The sequence below is a fragment of the Xanthomonas sp. WHRI 1810A genome (genome assembly GCF_040202885.1).
In the GTDB taxonomy this organism is placed as follows: domain Bacteria; phylum Pseudomonadota; class Gammaproteobacteria; order Pseudomonadales; family Pseudomonadaceae; genus Aquipseudomonas.
In genome coordinates, this window is record NZ_JBEGED010000004.1 from 114,332 (window position 1) to 129,598 (window position 15,267).

Genomic DNA, 15,267 nt, shown 5'->3' on the forward strand with positions numbered 1-15,267 from the left:
GTTCAGCTTCGAGGATCGCGCATGCTGATGTTCATTTTCAGACGCCTGCTCAGCGCCATTCCGACGCTGATTCTGGTGTCGCTGTTTGTGTTCACCCTGCAGAAACTGCTGCCCGGTGACCCGGTGCTGGCGATGGCCGGCGAGGAACGCGACCCGGCGGTAATGGAATACCTGCGCGACAAATACCGGCTGAATGATCCGGTGCCGCTGCAGTACATCCATTGGGTCGGCAACGTGCTGCAAGGCGACTTCGGTACGTCCTTGCGCACCGAGCAACCGGTCACCGCGCTGCTGGCGTCCAAGCTGCCGGTGACCATTGAACTGGCGGTGCTGGCGTTGATCATTTCGCTCTTGATCGGCATTCCGACGGGGGTGATCTCGGCGGTGCGCAAAGGCACGGCGGTGGATTACGGGGCCAATATCTTCGCCTTGTCGGGCATCTCGATTCCGCACTTCTGGCTGGGGATCCTGCTGATCATGATCTTCGCCGTGAAACTTCAATGGCTGCCGGCGTCAGGCTTCGTGCCGCTGGGTGAAGACGTGGGGCAGAACCTGAAAACCCTGATCCTGCCGGCCTTCGTGCTGGGCGCCGGACTGTCCGGCGTGCTGATGCGCCACACCCGCAGCGCCATGCTCGAAGTGCTGCGTGCTGATTACGTGCGGACTGCGCGGGCCAAAGGCCTGTTCCCGCGCACGGTGATTCTCAAACACGCCCTGCGTAACGCGCTGATGCCCATCGTCACCCTGACCACGCTGCTGTTCGGCGAACTGCTGGGGGGCGCGGTGCTGACTGAACAAGTCTTCAGCATTCCGGGCTTCGGCAAGATGATTGTCGACGCCGTGTTCAACCGCGATTACGCGGTGGTGCAAGGTGTCGTGTTGTGCGTGGCCATCGGCTTTTTGCTGCTGAACCTGCTGGCGGACGTGCTCTACCGCATGATCAACCCGCGCTTGAGGACTGCCTGATGACTGCGATTGCTCCCCTGGCTTCAAGCGCCGCAGACCTGCCCCTGAAACCGCGCACGCGCTCGCCGTTCGTGCGCAAGTTCCTCGCCAACAAAGGCGCGGTGATCGGGTCGGTGGTGTTGCTGGTGTTCATCCTCGCCGCGCTGCTTGCGCCGTGGATTGCGCCCTACGATCCGCTCAAGGCCAACTTTCTCGCGGTGCGTAAAGCGCCGTCGATGATGTACTGGCTGGGCACCGACGAACTGGGCCGCGACCTGTTTTCCCGCTTGTTGTGGGGCGCACGCAGTTCATTGCTGGCCGGGGGGGTGTCGGTGGCCATTGCCATGGTCATCGGCGTGCCATTGGGCCTGATTGCCGGTTACTTCGGCGGCAAGCTCGATGCGGTGATCTCGCGGATCATGGAAGCGCTGTTGTCCTGTCCGTTTCTGGTGCTGGCCATTGCGCTGGGTGCGTTCCTCGGCCCGAGCCTGACCAACGCGATGATTGCCATCGGCCTGTCCGCCATGCCGATCTTTTCCCGACTGACCCGCGGCCAGGTGCTGGCGATTCGTCACGAGGACTACCTGGAAGGCGCCCGCGCCATCGGCCTGCCGGATCGCTGGATCATCCTGCGTTACGTGCTGCCCAACGTGATGTCGCCCCTGGTGGTGCAAGCGACGCTGACCATCGCTTCGGCTATCCTCGCCGAAGCCAGTCTGTCGTTCCTCGGTCTGGGGCAGCAGCCGCCCTCGCCGTCATGGGGTTCGATGCTCAACACCGCAAAAAACTTCATGGAACAAGCGCCGTGGATGTCGATAGCGCCCGGTGTGGCGATCTACATCACGGTCCTGTGCTTCAACCTGCTGGGCGACGGGCTGCGTGACGCCCTGGACCCGAAAAGCTGATCCTTTGTTTACTGCCCAAGAGAGATAATTCATGTTCGATGATCTGGATTACAGCCAACCTTACGCGTCCGCCCGCTCACCGGTGATGGGCAACAACATGGTCGCCTGCTCCCAGCCGCTGGCTGCACAGGCTGGCCTGGACATGCTGCGCAAAGGCGGTAACGCGGTGGACGCGGCGATCGCGGCGGCGATGGTGCTGACCGTGGTCGAGCCCACCGGTTGCGGCATTGGCAGCGATGCGTTCGCCATCGTCTGGGACGGGAAGAAATTGCAGGGCCTGAACGCTTCCGGGCGTTCGCCCAAGGCCTGGACCCCAGAGTATTTCGCTGGCCAGAAAGCAATGCCGCAACGCGGTTGGGGTGCGGTCACCGTGCCTGGCGCGGTGTCGGCGTGGGTGGCGTTGTCCGAGCGTTACGGCAAACTGCCGTTCGCGACCCTGGCCGAACCCGCCATCGGTTATGCGCGGGACGGTTATCAGGTCACGCCGATCATTGCCGAGTTGTGGCGTCGTGGTGCCGGGCTGTTGAAGGATCAACCGGGTTTTGCCGAGTGCTTCCTGCAAGGCGGCAACGCGCCAAAGGCGGGCGAGAAAGTCCGCCTGAAAGACCATGCCAACACCCTGCAATCGATTGCCGAGACCAAGGGCGAGTCGTTCTATCGCGGTGAGTTGGCGCAGGCGATGATCGCCCACGCCCACACCAACGGCAGCGTCATGAGCCTGGACGACCTGGCCACCCACAGCGTCGACTGGATCGACACCCTGTCGGTGCCTTACGCCGGCGCCGTGGTGCATGAATTGCCGCCTAACGGCCAAGGCATTGCGACCCTCTCCGGCCTGACCATGCTCGAAGCGCTGGGCGTGGGCGAGCATCCGGTGGACAGCGTCGACACCGTTCACCCGGTGCTGGAAGCCATGAAACTGGCCCTGGCCGACCTGGATGAGCATGTGGCCGACAACGACCACATGCGTGTGCGCTCAGAGCACTTGCTGGATCCGACCTACCTGAAGGAGCGCGCCGCGCTGGTCAACGAGCAGGCCGCCAATCCCGGCCACGGCACGCCCAAGGCAGGCGGCACGGTGTACCTGTCGGCGGCGGACGAGAGCGGCATGATGGTCTCGTTCATCCAGTCCAACTACATGGGTTTCGGCTCCGGTGTGGTGGTGCCCGGTACCGGCATCAGCCTGCAAAACCGTGGCGCGGGCTTCACCCTTGATCCGGGCCACGTCAACACCGTCGCCCCAGGCAAGCGCCCGTTCCACACCATCATCCCGGGCTTCGTCATGAACGAAGACGGCACGCCGTTGATGTCGTTCGGCCTGATGGGTGGCCCGATGCAGGCTCAGGGTCATTTGCAGATGATGATGCGCATCCTGCGCTACAAACAGAACCCGCAGGCCGCCGCCGACGCACCGCGCTGGAGGCTTGAAGCCGGCTTGAAAGTCGCGGTCGAGCGCGCGTTTGACCGGCTGGTGGTCGAAGAACTGCGCGCCAAGGGCCACGACATCGACGTGGAAGAACCGAGCGGCGTGTTTGCCTTCGGCGGCGCGCAGATCATTCAGCGTACCGAGCATGGGTATGTGGGTGGTACTGATCCGAGGAAGGATGGGTTGGTCGCGGCGTATTAAAGCCATAAGGCCCGAAACCGCTTAGTGGGAGGGAGCCGGATTGCCACTGTAGGAGCGAATTTATTCGCGAATCGGCAGGTCGGGCGCAGAGGATGCGTCAGACCTACCGACCCTTCGCGAATGAATTCGCTCCTACAGATTGTTGGCATGCCGCGAGCAAAGCACCAGATCGCAGCATCATCGCCTCTGCCCGGAGGGCGTGGGAGTCTGGCTTGCCGACGATGGGGCGCGCAGCGGCCCTGAACCAGACACCACGGCGCGTTAGACACACCGCGCGCTCAGGTTTTGCTGCCGCTTCGCGGCAGATCGCCTGCAAGCATGGCTCCCACGGCCTGCGGCCAGAATCAAAAGCGCCGCCCGCATCGCTCAGGGAAATACGACGGCATACACCCCGATCAGGCTGAGCACGATCACGGTCATGCCCAGCACCACCACTTCGCGAAACGGCGCCGGGATGTATTCCAGGCGCAGGCCCTTGGCGCTTTTTCGGTAGCGGGCGTTCAGCCCCACTTGCACCAGCAGGCTGGCCACCAGCGCCACAATGGTGGGCATCAGTGCCCACAGGCCGAAGTGCGGAATCCAGCGCAGGAACAAGGTGCAGCAAATCAGCAGCGTCATCAGGGTGCGGCGCCAAGCCAGCAACGTGCGCTCAGGCTGCAACCCCGGATCGTCGTGGCCAAGGGTGGCCAGCTTGCGATCCTCGACGCGGCGGATCACGACGCGCCGACACTCAGAAATACGATCAGCCCTGCCGCCACCAACGCCCCGCCCAACGACAGAATCGGCACCAGCACCGGCAGCGGCAGCGGTTTGCGCTGACGCATCGCGCGCTCGACGTTAAGCCAACGCACGCAGGCGCTGCCACTGACCAGCATCGCCAGCACAAGCAAGGTCAGCGCCACACCGCGCCGCAGGTCAGGGCTGAACACGTCGCCGGTAAACGCCTCGATTGCCACACCCCCCGCCAGAAACGCCAACGCGGTACGGATCCACGCCAGGAAGGTGCGCTCGTTGGCGAGGGTGAAACGCGGATCAGGCTCGCAACCTGCGCCTAACAAGGATGCACTGAGCCGATCACGTTCAGGCGCAGCAGGTTTGGAGGGGTCCTGGGAATTCATGTCACACCGTGGTCGGGTAGAGTGCGCAAATCATACCGCCCACCGGATTGAAAGGCCCGCACCGGATGCGCGTGGCCAATCGCCCTGTCGCGCCGCGCTACATGGATGTCGCGCCACAGGCCGCACAGCGCCGGCAATGCGGCCGTGTCCCCGCGCAAATCGCGTTTCCTGCGGCCAGCGCGGCAATCCCCGCTTTTTTTCGTATTCCTCGCTCACAACATGTCCTACTCTGTTCGCAGCAGTAGAGGTCAAGGAGTGGGGTTTGAAACGTAAAGACAGGCAGGACTTCACACGAAAAAACCGGCGATTGAAGCGCATGCCTGTTCTTTGGCTGGCCGGGGTGTTCACGGTCCTGGTGTGCGTGTCGATTACCAGCATTACTTTGTGGCAGTTGCGGGAAGCGCGCACCCACGAATTGGCAGTGGCCGACACGTTTGTTTCCAACCTGACGCGCTCCATGGCGCAACAGGCTGACGACACCTTCGATCAGGCGGCGATTCCGGTCGCCGGCATTATCGAACGGCTCACCTACGACGGCTTCGAGGCCGCCCGCAGCCCGCGCATGCACGACTTCCTTCGGGCCACCGCTGCCAGTGTCGAACATCTCCAGGGCCTGTTCATCTACGACAAGGACGGCAACTGGGCCGCCACGTCACTGGGCCGCATGCCGCCCAACGCCAATAACGCCGACCGCGAATATTTCCAGTTTCATAAAACCATCGACAGCACCCTGCCCTACATCGGTCAAGCGGTGCGCAGCCGCACCACCGGCGACTGGATCATTCCGTTGTCCCGTCGCATCAATGACGCCCAAGGCCACTTCGCCGGCGTCGTGCTGGCGACCATCGAGCTGGTGTATTTCGATCGCTTCTTCGACCGCTTCAACATCGGCGAACGGGGCGTGATTTCTCTGGTGCTGGCCAACGGCACCGTGCTGGCACGACGTCCGTCGATCAACACCACCGCCGGCATCTCGATCGCCGACGGCGAGCTGTTCAGCAAATACCTCAAGGAGGACTACGAAGGCACCGCGACGGTGGTGTCGATGCTGGACCAGATCAAACGTATCTACGGCTTCAAACGCCTGGACCGCTACCCCTTGGTGGTGCTGGCCGGTTTGTCACAAAACGAAGTGCTTGAAGCGTGGCGGCGGAATGCCTGGCGCTCGGTGTTCGTGATCGTCTGCGTGCTGATCGCCAACGCGCTGTTTGGCGTGTTGCTGTTTCAGCAGATCCGTTTCGGGCTCAGGGCCGAGTCGCAACTGCGCATCGCCAGCCACTCCCTGGAAAAGCTCGCGCTGCAGGACAGTTTGACGGGCCTGGCGAACCGTCGGCACTTCCAGGCCATCCTCGACCTTGAGTTCGCCGACGCCGACACCAACCTGCACCCGTTGAGCCTGATCATGATCGACATCGATTTCTTCAAAAGCTACAACGACGCCTATGGTCACGTGGCGGGCGACAAATGCATCGTCGCGGTGGCCCAGTGCATCCGCGACTGCCTGAACCGCACCGGCGACCTGGCGGTGCGCTATGGCGGGGAGGAAATGGCGATTTTCCTGCCCTACAACGACGCGACCGGGGCGTTTTCCCTGGCGGAAAAGATTCGTCAGACGGTCCTGGCCCGCAACATCGCCCATGCCGGCAATCCACTGGGCATCGTCAGCATCAGCCTCGGCGTATACAGCTGCCTGCCACAGGAGTGCCCCAGCGTGGAAACGTTGGTCGAGCGTGCCGACGCGGCGCTGTACACCGCCAAGCGTAACGGCCGGAATCAGACAGTGGGGCAAGCGGATGTCTAGCGGACGGGGCCGGATGAGATAACGCGGGAAGGATCAGGCCGGTGCCGCATTCGGCCCGATCGATACACCGGCCACAGCCGTCGCCGTTCAGTCGTAGAACGGCGCCACCGATTCCCGGCTACCGACAAAGAAGCTGTCCGCCACCAGCCGCAGCGGTTGCAGGTCCAGGTCACAGGCACGGTCGCCAATGAGCTGCTGGAAATGCCGGTACACCGCGGCGTACTCGCCCTCCTCCGACACCGCCTGGCGAATGCCATCGATGCTCAGCAACGCACCGCCGTTGTCCAGCCGCAGCGTGCCTTCGGTGCAGCGCACTTCAATGCTCCACAGCTCGTCATGACCGTGGTCGAAGTCGAAGTCGGCACGGATATCCAGTTGCCGTGCGTCCGACATCCGGATGGACGCAGCGATGGGCGACTGGCAGTTGGCGGGCACCCGCAGCTCGGCGGACGCGACGAACAGCGGCAACGCCAGCAGGTGTGTCACGATGGACAGCGCGTTGATACCCGGGTCAAACACGCCCAGGCCACCGGGCTGCCAAATCCAGGCCTGACCGGGGTGCCATTTGCGCACGTCTTCCTTCCAGTCGATCTGCACGCTGTTGAGGGTCCGGGTCGCCAGCCATGCGCGGGCCGCTTCGATGCCGGGGGCATAACGCGAGTGCCAGGCAAACAAACCGCTGACGCCCTGCTCACGCGCCTGATCGGCCAACGCCATGGCCTCCCCCAGCGTGGCGCACGGTGGTTTTTCCACCAACACATGCTTGCCTGCCGTCAGCGCTTCGCGCACCAGGGCGAATCGGCCCTGGGGCGGGGTGCAGAACGCGATGGCATCGACGCGAGGGCCTTGGGCGAGCAATTGCGTCAAAGACGGGAAGTTCTCCACCCCGGCGCAGGGCTGCCCTTGGGTGGCGACGGCCACCAGCTGGAACGCGGGATTGGCGTGAATCGCGGGCACATGTTGATCCTGGGCAATCTTGCCGTAGCCCACCAGACCGAGACGAATCGGTTGCATCAAAGACTCCTCATTTTTTTGTCGTTATTCAGGCCAGCAAACTAGACGTAAATCGCGAGGCCGACAACGGGGTTGTGCAGTGGAGTGCATGGAATGGCCCCTTCGCGGGCAAGCCTCGCTCCAACAGGGTTTGTGGCGGACCAGCATCCCGATGGTGCCACTGATCCTTGTTGGAGCGAGGCTTGCCCGCGAAGCTTGAAAAGGGGACCCATCGCGCCAGCGCGCGGTCTACCCTGACTCATTCCTCAGTACGATCATTCCCCATCAAGGAGCATTCCGACATGAACATTGATCTGACCGGCAAAACCGCTTTGGTTACAGGCTCAACACTGGGCATCGGTTACGCCATCGCCAAGGGCCTCGCTCAGGCAGGGGCGGAGGTCATCGTCAACGGCCGCAAGCAGGAAGCCGTCGACGCCGCCGTGACTCACATTCAACAGGAAGTGCCCAACGCGAAAGTCCGCGGGGTGGCGACGGATGTCGGCAGCGCCAGCGGCTGCGATGAATTGGTGGCTGCCGTGCCGAACGTGGACATCCTGATCAACAACGTCGGCATCTACGGGCCGCAGGATTTCTTCGATACACCGGATGACGTCTGGCAGCGCTTCTTCGACGTCAATGTCATGTCCGGCATCCGCTTGTCCCGTGCCTACGCACAACCCATGGCGGAGCGTGGCTGGGGGCGTATCGTGTTCATCTCTTCGGAATCGGCACTCAACATCCCGGCGGACATGATCCATTACGGCTTCACCAAGACCTCTAACCTGTCGGTTTCCCGCGGCCTGGCCAAGCGCATGGCCGGCACCGGCGTGACAGTCAATGCCGTCCTGCCGGGCCCGACGCTGTCCGAAGGCGTGGCCGACATGCTCAAGGATGAAGTAACCAAGACCGGTAAATCACTGGAAGACGCAGCCGCCGATTTCGTCATGGCCCACCGTCCCAGCTCGATCATTCAACGGGCGGCCAGCATTGAGGAAGTGGCGAATATGGTGGTCTACGTTTCCTCGAAGCAAGCATCTGCTACCACCGGCGCGGCCTTGCGTGTGGACGGCGGCGTGGTGGATACCATCGCCTGATTGCACGCGCCACCCACCTAAACAAAAACCGACGCCTGAGCGTCGGTTTTTTATTTCAGACTCGCGGTGTAAGCGCGGTCAGTTTTTAGCCACCTGCGCCACTTCACCGGAGGTCACCAGCGCCTTGAGCGAGGCGTCGAATTGCTTGAGCGCGTTGACCTGCAACACGCGCTGCTGGTCGATCTGCGCCGCAATTTCAGGGGCGGCTTTGTCGTGGACCCACACCGCAGACAGTTCCTTGCCACCGAAACCTTCGGCCTTGCCGATGTATTGCAGGTTGGCGTCGTAGAACTGAGCCATGTAGCGGGCTTCGACCTGGGTATTACGCTGGGTCACCAGGCGGTTGTAGGTGTCGAGCATGACCACCACGTCAGGGTGCGCCTGCATCACGGCGTCCAGCGTGTCGTACACCGTGACGGACGCGAACTGTTTTTCCAGAGAGGCCTTGAGCCAGTCGATGGCCAGTTTCGGGTCAGAGCTGTTGACGAAGGCCTGGCGGATGCGGGAATCCAGACCGCTGTTCTTCACGCCTTTAATCGCCATTGCGTGGTAGCGCTCAAGGTATTCCAGCGTGCTGACCGTGTTCTCGCTGTAGATCACGCCCACCGACTGACTGGCCTGCAGTCCCAGGCTGCTGTTGGCCACCGGCGTCAGGTGGCACGCCTGTTCGTCAGCGGCATAGACAGGACCTGCAACAGCACCTGCGCTCAATACGGCAACAAGCGCCAGCAGGGCAGAAATTCTCATCGCGTATCTCCTCGGTGCAGCGAATCTGGTATGACGCCATCCTCCTCTTTTGCCGAGAAAACAGAACTTGCGAATTCTGATGGTAACTATCAACTAAACGAATAGTGACACGGGTTATATCAGCGGATAGATCAGCGCCGAAATCGCCACCAGTCCGACAATTACTACAAACACGTTGGAGAACCGGCCCGCGTATCGGCGCATGGCCGGAACCTTATGGATGGCATACATCGGCATCAGGAACAGCAACGCCGCGATGACCGGGCCGCCCAGGGTTTCGATCATGCCGAGGATGCTCGGATTGAGCGTTGCCACCAGCCAGCAGACCACCAGCATGAAGCCTGCCGTCAAACGGTCCAGCGCGCGCGGCGAAGGCCGACGGCCGGATTTCACGATCAGCCCTTTCAACCCTTCGCTGGCGCCGATGTAATGCCCGAGGAACGATTTGGTAATGGCCACGAAGGCAATCAGCGGGGCCGCAAAGGCGATGGTGGGGTTGCTGAAATGGTTGGCCAGGTACGACAGGATCGACAGGTTCTGCGCCTTCGCTTCGGCCAGTTGCTCAGGTGACAGGGTCAGCACGCAACTGAACACGAAGAACAGCACCATCACGACCATCAGCCCATGGGCGCGGGCGAGGATTTGCGAGCTGCGCCGCTCGGCATGCTGGCCGTACTGACGCTTCTGATCGACCGCGAACGCCGAGATGATCGGCGAGTGATTGAACGAAAACACCATCACCGGGATGGCCAGCCACAGCGTGTGCAGCAACGATGACGGCGCAGGCACGGTGCTTGCGGTGGACAGGATGCCACCGGTCCAGTGCGGCACCAGGAACACGGCCAGAAACAGCAGCGCGACGATGAACGGATACACCATCAGGCTCATGGCCTTGACGATGAACCGCTCCCCGCAGCGAACCACCGCGAGCAAGCCCAGTATCAGCACGAAGGCGAGGACGGCGCGGGGTGGCGGCTGAACCTGCATCTGATGTTCGAGGAAACTGGCGACCGTGTTGGTCAGCGCCACGCTGTAGATCAGCAGGATCGGGAACACGGCGAAAAAATACAGCAGCGTGATCAGCGCGCCGGCGGTCTTGCCGAAATGCTGCTCGACCACCTCGGTAATGTCGGCGCCTTCGCGGCCGGACAGCACAAAACGGGTCAGGCCGCGGTGCGCATAGAACGTCATGGGGAACGCCAGCAACGCCAGGATCACCAACGGCCAGAAGCCGCCGATGCCCGCATTGATCGGCAGGAACAACGTGCCCGCACCCACCGCCGTGCCGAACAGCCCGAGCATCCAGGTGGTGTCGTGGCGGTTCCATGAAGTCACGCTGGCGGGCGCATTGTCGAAGCGTTCTTCGACGCTGTTGGCCTGATCATTCATCCGGTCGATGTCTCCGTTGCCGGTGATAACTGCGTGGTCAAAAGCGCGTCAAATCGCGTGGCAGTCGGCGCCCTGACCGGTTCTCTACGGGAAAGGGCCGCGATTGTCCGGGATTAAGGAGAAGAATCAAAGGGTTGTCTGACCGGGGGAAGACTTTGGGAAGCGTCCGACGGCAATGCAGGACCTTGATGAAGCGTACGGCAACGGCGAGACGTGTACGATGTGCGCCGCATCTGGACGGCAGCTGGCACTTGGCCCGACATTTGCTATCTATGCCCGCCTCACCGCTACCCATTATTCCGATTGCTTACGCATGGACGTGCACGATTGAGACATTTCCTGGTTTTCCCGAGCCTGAACGCTGGCGCTCCCCGTTTTTTCCGCATGGCCCTATACGCCCTCATCGCGTTGCTGAGCGGGTGTAACAAGCCACCGACCGCTCCCGTCGCCGAAACGAAAACCATGGTGGATGTGGTCGTTGCCGTGCGCTCCAGCCACTCCCCCACCACCGTACTGACCGGTCGCCTAGAGGCCTATCGCACTGCGGAAATCCGCGCGCGAGTGGCGGGAATCGTCGAAAAACGCACGTACACCGAAGGCTCGGACGTCAAGGCCGGGGAGCTGCTGTTCCTGATCGACCCTGAACCCCTGAAGGCCAGTCTCGCCGCCGCGGAAGCAGAGCTGGCCCAGGCCGGTGCCACGGCCGATGCCGCGACCGATGTGGCGCAGCGCTCCAAACAGTTGCGCGACTACGATTCGATCAGTATTCAGCAATACCGCAAAGACCTGTTCCTGGAGAAACAGCTGCGGGCAACTGAAAAACTGGCGGCCGCCAAAGTGCGCAGTGCCAGGCTGCAACTCGATTACGCCAGCGTCACTTCGCCCATTGCCGGGCGCGCGCGGCGGGCGATGGTCACTGAAGGCGCAATGGTGGGCCAGGACGAAGGCACCAAATTGACCACGGTGGAACAGATCAACCCGATCTACGTGAACTTCTCCCAACCGGCCGCAGAGTTTCTGGCGTTGCGCAAAGCCACCGTCGCGTCGCAAGACAGCCATGAGCCCATGCGGGTAAACGTGCGGCTGGGCGATGGCCAGGTGTATGAGACACCGGGCAAGTTGCTGTTTTCCGACACCGCTGTCGACCCGTTGACCGACACCGTTGCCATGCGCGCGCTGTTCAACAATCCCGATCACCTGCTGCTGCCGGGGATGTATGTGCAGGTGGAATACCAGCAGCCCGAAGGCACGCCGGCGGTGTTGATTCCCCAGCATGCGCTGACACGGACCCGCACCGGCGCGTTCGTCATGCTTGACGACAACGGCCATGCGCGACAGGTCGAAGTCAGCGCCGACACGCTGGAAGGCAAATTGTGGCGGGTCACTTCGGGACTGTCCGGGGGCGAACGCGTGATTCTGGATGGCGGCGCCTTGAGCAACGGGCAAGCAGTGCAAGCGAAACCGATCACCGGCAACAGCAGTCTGGCTCAGGGCCAATAAGGAAATTCATGTCCTCGTTCTTCATTGATCGTCCGGTCATGGCCTGGGTGATCGCGATCTTCATTGTGCTGAGCGGCGGTTATGCCGCCTCGAAACTGGCAGTGGAGCAATACCCCAACGTCGCGCCGCCCCGGGTCACGATCTCGGCCACTTACCCTGGCGCGTCACCCGAGGTGGCCGAGCGCACGGTGACCTCCGTGATCGAGCGCGAGCTGAACGGCATTCCCGGCCTGCTCTATTTCAACTCCACCAGTTCAGAAGGCCTGGTGGAGTTGAGCCTGTATTTTGAAACCGGCACCAACACCAAACTGGCGGCGGTCGAGGTGCAGAACCGCATCCGCCGTGTAGAGGAACGCCTGCCGGAAAGCGTTCGCCGCCAGGGCATCGACGTGGAACAAAGCGGCGAAAACCAGCTGCTGTTCGTGACGCTGACCGCCGACAACCCGAACGTTGATGACATTCAGCTGGGGGATTTCGCCACCAGCATCGTGCGCCCGGCGCTGCTGCGTGTCGCCGGTGTGGGCCAGGTTGAGGTCTACAGCCCCGAATACGCCATGCGCATCTGGCCCGACGTGCACCGGCTGACGGCCACCGGTATCACCACCACCGAGTTGATCAGCGCGATCAGCCTGCAAAACCAGCGCATCACCCTCGGCGCCATCGGTGCGTCGCCCTCACCCGCAAGCACGGCCATCACCGCACCGTTGACCGTTCAGGAGGACCTCGACACCCCCCACGCTTTCGGTGCGATTGCCCTGCGCGTCAACAACGACGGCTCGGCGTTGCGCGTGTCGGACGTGGCGCGGGTCGAACTGGGGGGCAACAATTACGACTACCCGGCGTTCGTCAATGGTCGTTACGCAGGGGCGATCTCGATCAAACTGGCGTCCGGTGCCAACGCGCTGAGCACTACCGAGGCGATCATTAAAACCATGGACGCGTTGGCAGTGCAGTTCCCACCCGGCATGCACTACCAGACCGCGTTCGACACCTCGGTGTTCGTCAAGCTGTCCATCGTCAAGGTCGGTTACACGCTGATCGAAGCGATGGTGCTGGTGTTTCTGGTGATGTGGGTATTCCTCGGCAGTTGGCGGGCCACGCTGATTCCGGGGCTGGTGGTGCCCATCGCCCTGGCAGGCACCTGTGGCGTGATGTGGATGCTGGGCTTTTCCCTGAACGTGCTGACGATGTTCGGCATGGTCCTGGCCATCGGGATTTTGGTGGACGACGCCATCGTCGTGGTGGAAAACGTCGAGCGCATCATGCGCGAAGAGGGTTTGCCGGCCAGGGAAGCCACGCTCAAGGCCATGGGCCAGATCAGCGGCGCGATCATCGCGATCACCCTGGTGCTGACCGCGGTGTTCATCCCCATGGCACTGTTCCAGGGCGCGGTCGGGCAGATCTACCGGCAGTTTTCCGTGGCGCTGGCGGTGCCGATGGTGCTGTCGGCGTTTCTCGCCCTGACCTTTACGCCGGCCCTGTGCGCCACGCTGCTCAAACCGGTCGGTCATAAAAGCGGTGACGGCCGTCTGGCAAGGCTCAGTCCGGCACTGGCGCGCTTCTACGCTCACAGCCTGACGGGTTTTCTGCGGCGTCCCGTGCGTTTCCTGCTGTTGTATCTGGCCCTGTTCGCGGTGATGGCACTGCTCATGGTGCGACTGCCCGGCGCGTTTTTACCCAGCGAAGACAAAGGCGGTTTTGCCACGGTGATCCTGCTGCCGACCGGCTCCACTCAGGCCGACACCCGAGAAGTACTGGACGAGGTGCAGGCCTACATGAGGACCGATCCGAACATCGCCAGCCTGTTCGCGATGCAGGGTTTCAGCTACTTCGGCGACGGGCAGAACGCCGGCATGATCTGGCCGTCACTGATCGACTGGGGCATGCGCAAACAGCCCGACCAGCAGTTGGACGCCATATTGGCCCGCGTCAATGAACACTTCGAGCACGGCACCGCGCGTCATCCAAAAGCACAGGTCAAGGCGCTCAACACGCCGCCGCTGCCGTCCATGGGCCGCATCGAGGGCATCGACCTGCGCCTGCAGGACCGCAGCGGGCTGGGGCATGACGCCTTGATCGACGCCAAAAACCAACTGCTGGCGCTGGCTGCCAAAGACCCGGCGCTGGTCAACATGTCGTTCTCGGGGCAGGACGATGCGCCGCAACTGCGGGTGTCCATCGACCGGCTCAAGGCCCAGAGCATGGGCGTGTCCCTGAGCGAAATAAACGACACCATGGCGACGTTGTACGGCTCTGATTACCTCGGGGATTTCATCTACAACAATCAGGTGCGCCGGATCATCGTGCAAGCGGAGGGCAAGGACCGCCAGCAACCCGAAAGCCTGTTGCAGGCTCGAGTGCGCAATAAAGACGGCGCCATGGTGCCCCTCAGCGCGTTCGTGACCATGCGCTGGACCGTCGACGCGCTGGAGATCGAGCATTTCAACGGGTTCGCGGCCCTGCAAATCAGCGGCGCGCCTGCCAAGGGCTACAGCACTCGCCAAGCCATGGACGCACTCACCCGGCTGGTGGATGAACTGCCGGGCGGGTTCGGCCTGGAATGGTCTGGACAGTCGTATCAGGAACGGGTGTCGGGCAACCAGATGCCGGTGTTGTTCGGTCTGTCGATCCTGGCGATTTTCTTCTGTCTGGCGGCGCTGTACGAAAGCTGGTCAATTCCGCTGGCGGTGATTCTGGCGATTCCGCTGGGCGCCATTGGCGCGCTGCTGGCGACCACGTTGCGCGGCATGCCGGATGACCTGTACTTCAAGGTCGGCTTGATCACGGTGATCGGGCTGTCGGCCAAAAACGCGATCCTGATCATCGAAGTGGCCGAAACGCTGCACCGGCAGGGGGCTTCTGTGTTGCACGCAGCCCTGGAAGCGGCGCGCATGCGGCTGCGGCCCATCGTCATGACTTCGTTGGCGTTCATCTTCGGCGTGTTGCCCCTGATGCTCGCTACCGGGCCCGGATCAGCCAGTCAACGGGCGATTGGCACCAGCGTATTTGGCGGCATGCTCAGCGCGACGGTGCTGACCCTGTTTTTCGTGCCGCTGCTTTATGGGCTGGTGATGCGCTTGCGCCGACACAAAGTGCCGGTCGAACCCTCGCCAGCGCTGAAGCCTGCCGAAGGGTAACGGCTGCT

12 protein-coding genes are annotated in these 15,267 nt (G+C 62.4%); 7 read left to right on the plus strand and 5 right to left on the minus strand.

Annotated features, from left to right (window positions below):
* Window positions 1-21 precede the first annotated feature (21 nt).
* From ABQX22_RS08325 to ABQX22_RS08335, 3 genes are read left to right on the plus strand one after another with little or no spacing between them, the layout of a single operon-like run.
* Complete coding sequence (locus ABQX22_RS08325) at window positions 22-966, plus strand: ABC transporter permease (protein ID WP_349798361.1); 945 nt, start codon at window positions 22-24, stop codon at window positions 964-966.
* Entirely contained in the window at window positions 966-1,850 is an 885-nt protein-coding gene (locus ABQX22_RS08330) for an ABC transporter permease (protein WP_349798363.1), read from the plus strand. Before ABQX22_RS08325 ends, ABQX22_RS08330 begins: the two co-directional genes overlap by 1 nt.
* A 31-nt stretch (window positions 1,851-1,881) precedes the next feature.
* Entirely contained in the window at window positions 1,882-3,477 is a 1,596-nt protein-coding gene (locus ABQX22_RS08335) for a gamma-glutamyltransferase family protein (RefSeq protein WP_349798365.1), read from the plus strand.
* Window positions 3,478-3,843: 366 nt separating this feature from the next.
* Here the strand turns inward: ABQX22_RS08335 and ABQX22_RS08340 are convergent, their stop codons facing one another.
* Window positions 3,844-4,194 (minus strand): DUF202 domain-containing protein, encoded by a 351-nt coding sequence (locus tag ABQX22_RS08340; RefSeq protein WP_349798367.1) that lies wholly within the window; start codon window positions 4,192-4,194, stop codon window positions 3,844-3,846.
* Window positions 4,191-4,595 carry a YidH family protein gene (locus ABQX22_RS08345; protein ID WP_349798368.1) on the minus strand — a complete coding sequence of 135 codons (405 nt, stop codon included), beginning with the start codon at window positions 4,593-4,595 and terminating at the stop codon, window positions 4,191-4,193. The genes ABQX22_RS08340 and ABQX22_RS08345 overlap by 4 nt, the downstream gene beginning before the upstream one ends.
* Before the next feature lie 316 nt (window positions 4,596-4,911).
* On the opposite strand from ABQX22_RS08345, the gene ABQX22_RS08350 reads away from it, so the two are divergent.
* Window positions 4,912-6,396 (plus strand): sensor domain-containing diguanylate cyclase, encoded by a 1,485-nt coding sequence (locus ABQX22_RS08350; protein ID WP_349798369.1) that lies wholly within the window; start codon window positions 4,912-4,914, stop codon window positions 6,394-6,396.
* Between the two features lie 87 nt (window positions 6,397-6,483).
* Here ABQX22_RS08350 and ABQX22_RS08355 read toward each other — a convergent pair whose 3' ends face one another.
* Window positions 6,484-7,410: a Gfo/Idh/MocA family protein gene (locus ABQX22_RS08355; protein ID WP_349798371.1), complete on the minus strand. Its 927-nt coding sequence runs from the start codon at window positions 7,408-7,410 to the stop codon at window positions 6,484-6,486.
* A gap of 281 nt (window positions 7,411-7,691) precedes the next feature.
* Between ABQX22_RS08355 and ABQX22_RS08360 the strand changes: the two genes are divergently transcribed.
* Entirely contained in the window at window positions 7,692-8,486 is a 795-nt protein-coding gene (locus ABQX22_RS08360) for an SDR family NAD(P)-dependent oxidoreductase (protein WP_349798373.1), read from the plus strand.
* 78 nt (window positions 8,487-8,564) lie between these two features.
* Here the strand turns inward: ABQX22_RS08360 and ABQX22_RS08365 are convergent, their stop codons facing one another.
* Together ABQX22_RS08365 and ABQX22_RS08370 are read right to left on the minus strand one after the other, a co-directional pair.
* Window positions 8,565-9,233, minus strand: coding sequence for a hypothetical protein (locus ABQX22_RS08365; protein ID WP_349798375.1), 669 nt, complete (start codon window positions 9,231-9,233; stop codon window positions 8,565-8,567).
* A gap of 114 nt (window positions 9,234-9,347) precedes the next feature.
* Entirely contained in the window at window positions 9,348-10,622 is a 1,275-nt protein-coding gene (locus ABQX22_RS08370) for a serine/threonine transporter (protein WP_349798377.1), read from the minus strand.
* Window positions 10,623-11,006: 384 nt separating this feature from the next.
* Between ABQX22_RS08370 and ABQX22_RS08375 the strand changes: the two genes are divergently transcribed.
* A complete protein-coding gene (locus ABQX22_RS08375; RefSeq protein ID WP_349798379.1) occupies window positions 11,007-12,122 on the plus strand; it encodes an efflux RND transporter periplasmic adaptor subunit in 1,116 nt (371 codons plus the stop codon).
* 8 nt (window positions 12,123-12,130) lie between these two features.
* Entirely contained in the window at window positions 12,131-15,259 is a 3,129-nt protein-coding gene (locus tag ABQX22_RS08380) for a multidrug efflux RND transporter permease subunit (RefSeq protein ID WP_349798381.1), read from the plus strand.
* The last annotated feature ends 8 nt before the right edge of the window (window positions 15,260-15,267 follow it).

What these genes read in the sequence shown, in the direction of transcription:
- ABQX22_RS08370 (WP_349798377.1), bottom strand. Translation starts at nt 10,622, where the DNA reads ATGAATGATCAGGCCAACAGCGTCGAAGAACGCTTCGACAATGCGCCC.
- ABQX22_RS08350 (WP_349798369.1), top strand. Translation starts at nt 4,912, where the DNA reads ATGCCTGTTCTTTGGCTGGCCGGGGTGTTCACGGTCCTGGTGTGCGTG.
- ABQX22_RS08355 (WP_349798371.1), bottom strand. Translation starts at nt 7,410, where the DNA reads ATGCAACCGATTCGTCTCGGTCTGGTGGGCTACGGCAAGATTGCCCAG.
- ABQX22_RS08360 (WP_349798373.1), top strand. Translation starts at nt 7,692, where the DNA reads ATGAACATTGATCTGACCGGCAAAACCGCTTTGGTTACAGGCTCAACA.
- ABQX22_RS08345 (WP_349798368.1), bottom strand. Translation starts at nt 4,595, where the DNA reads ATGAATTCCCAGGACCCCTCCAAACCTGCTGCGCCTGAACGTGATCGG.
- ABQX22_RS08375 (WP_349798379.1), top strand. Translation starts at nt 11,007, where the DNA reads ATGGCCCTATACGCCCTCATCGCGTTGCTGAGCGGGTGTAACAAGCCA.
- ABQX22_RS08365 (WP_349798375.1), bottom strand. Translation starts at nt 9,233, where the DNA reads ATGAGAATTTCTGCCCTGCTGGCGCTTGTTGCCGTATTGAGCGCAGGT.
- ABQX22_RS08330 (WP_349798363.1), top strand. Translation starts at nt 966, where the DNA reads ATGACTGCGATTGCTCCCCTGGCTTCAAGCGCCGCAGACCTGCCCCTG.
- ABQX22_RS08325 (WP_349798361.1), top strand. Translation starts at nt 22, where the DNA reads ATGCTGATGTTCATTTTCAGACGCCTGCTCAGCGCCATTCCGACGCTG.
- ABQX22_RS08335 (WP_349798365.1), top strand. Translation starts at nt 1,882, where the DNA reads ATGTTCGATGATCTGGATTACAGCCAACCTTACGCGTCCGCCCGCTCA.
- ABQX22_RS08380 (WP_349798381.1), top strand. Translation starts at nt 12,131, where the DNA reads ATGTCCTCGTTCTTCATTGATCGTCCGGTCATGGCCTGGGTGATCGCG.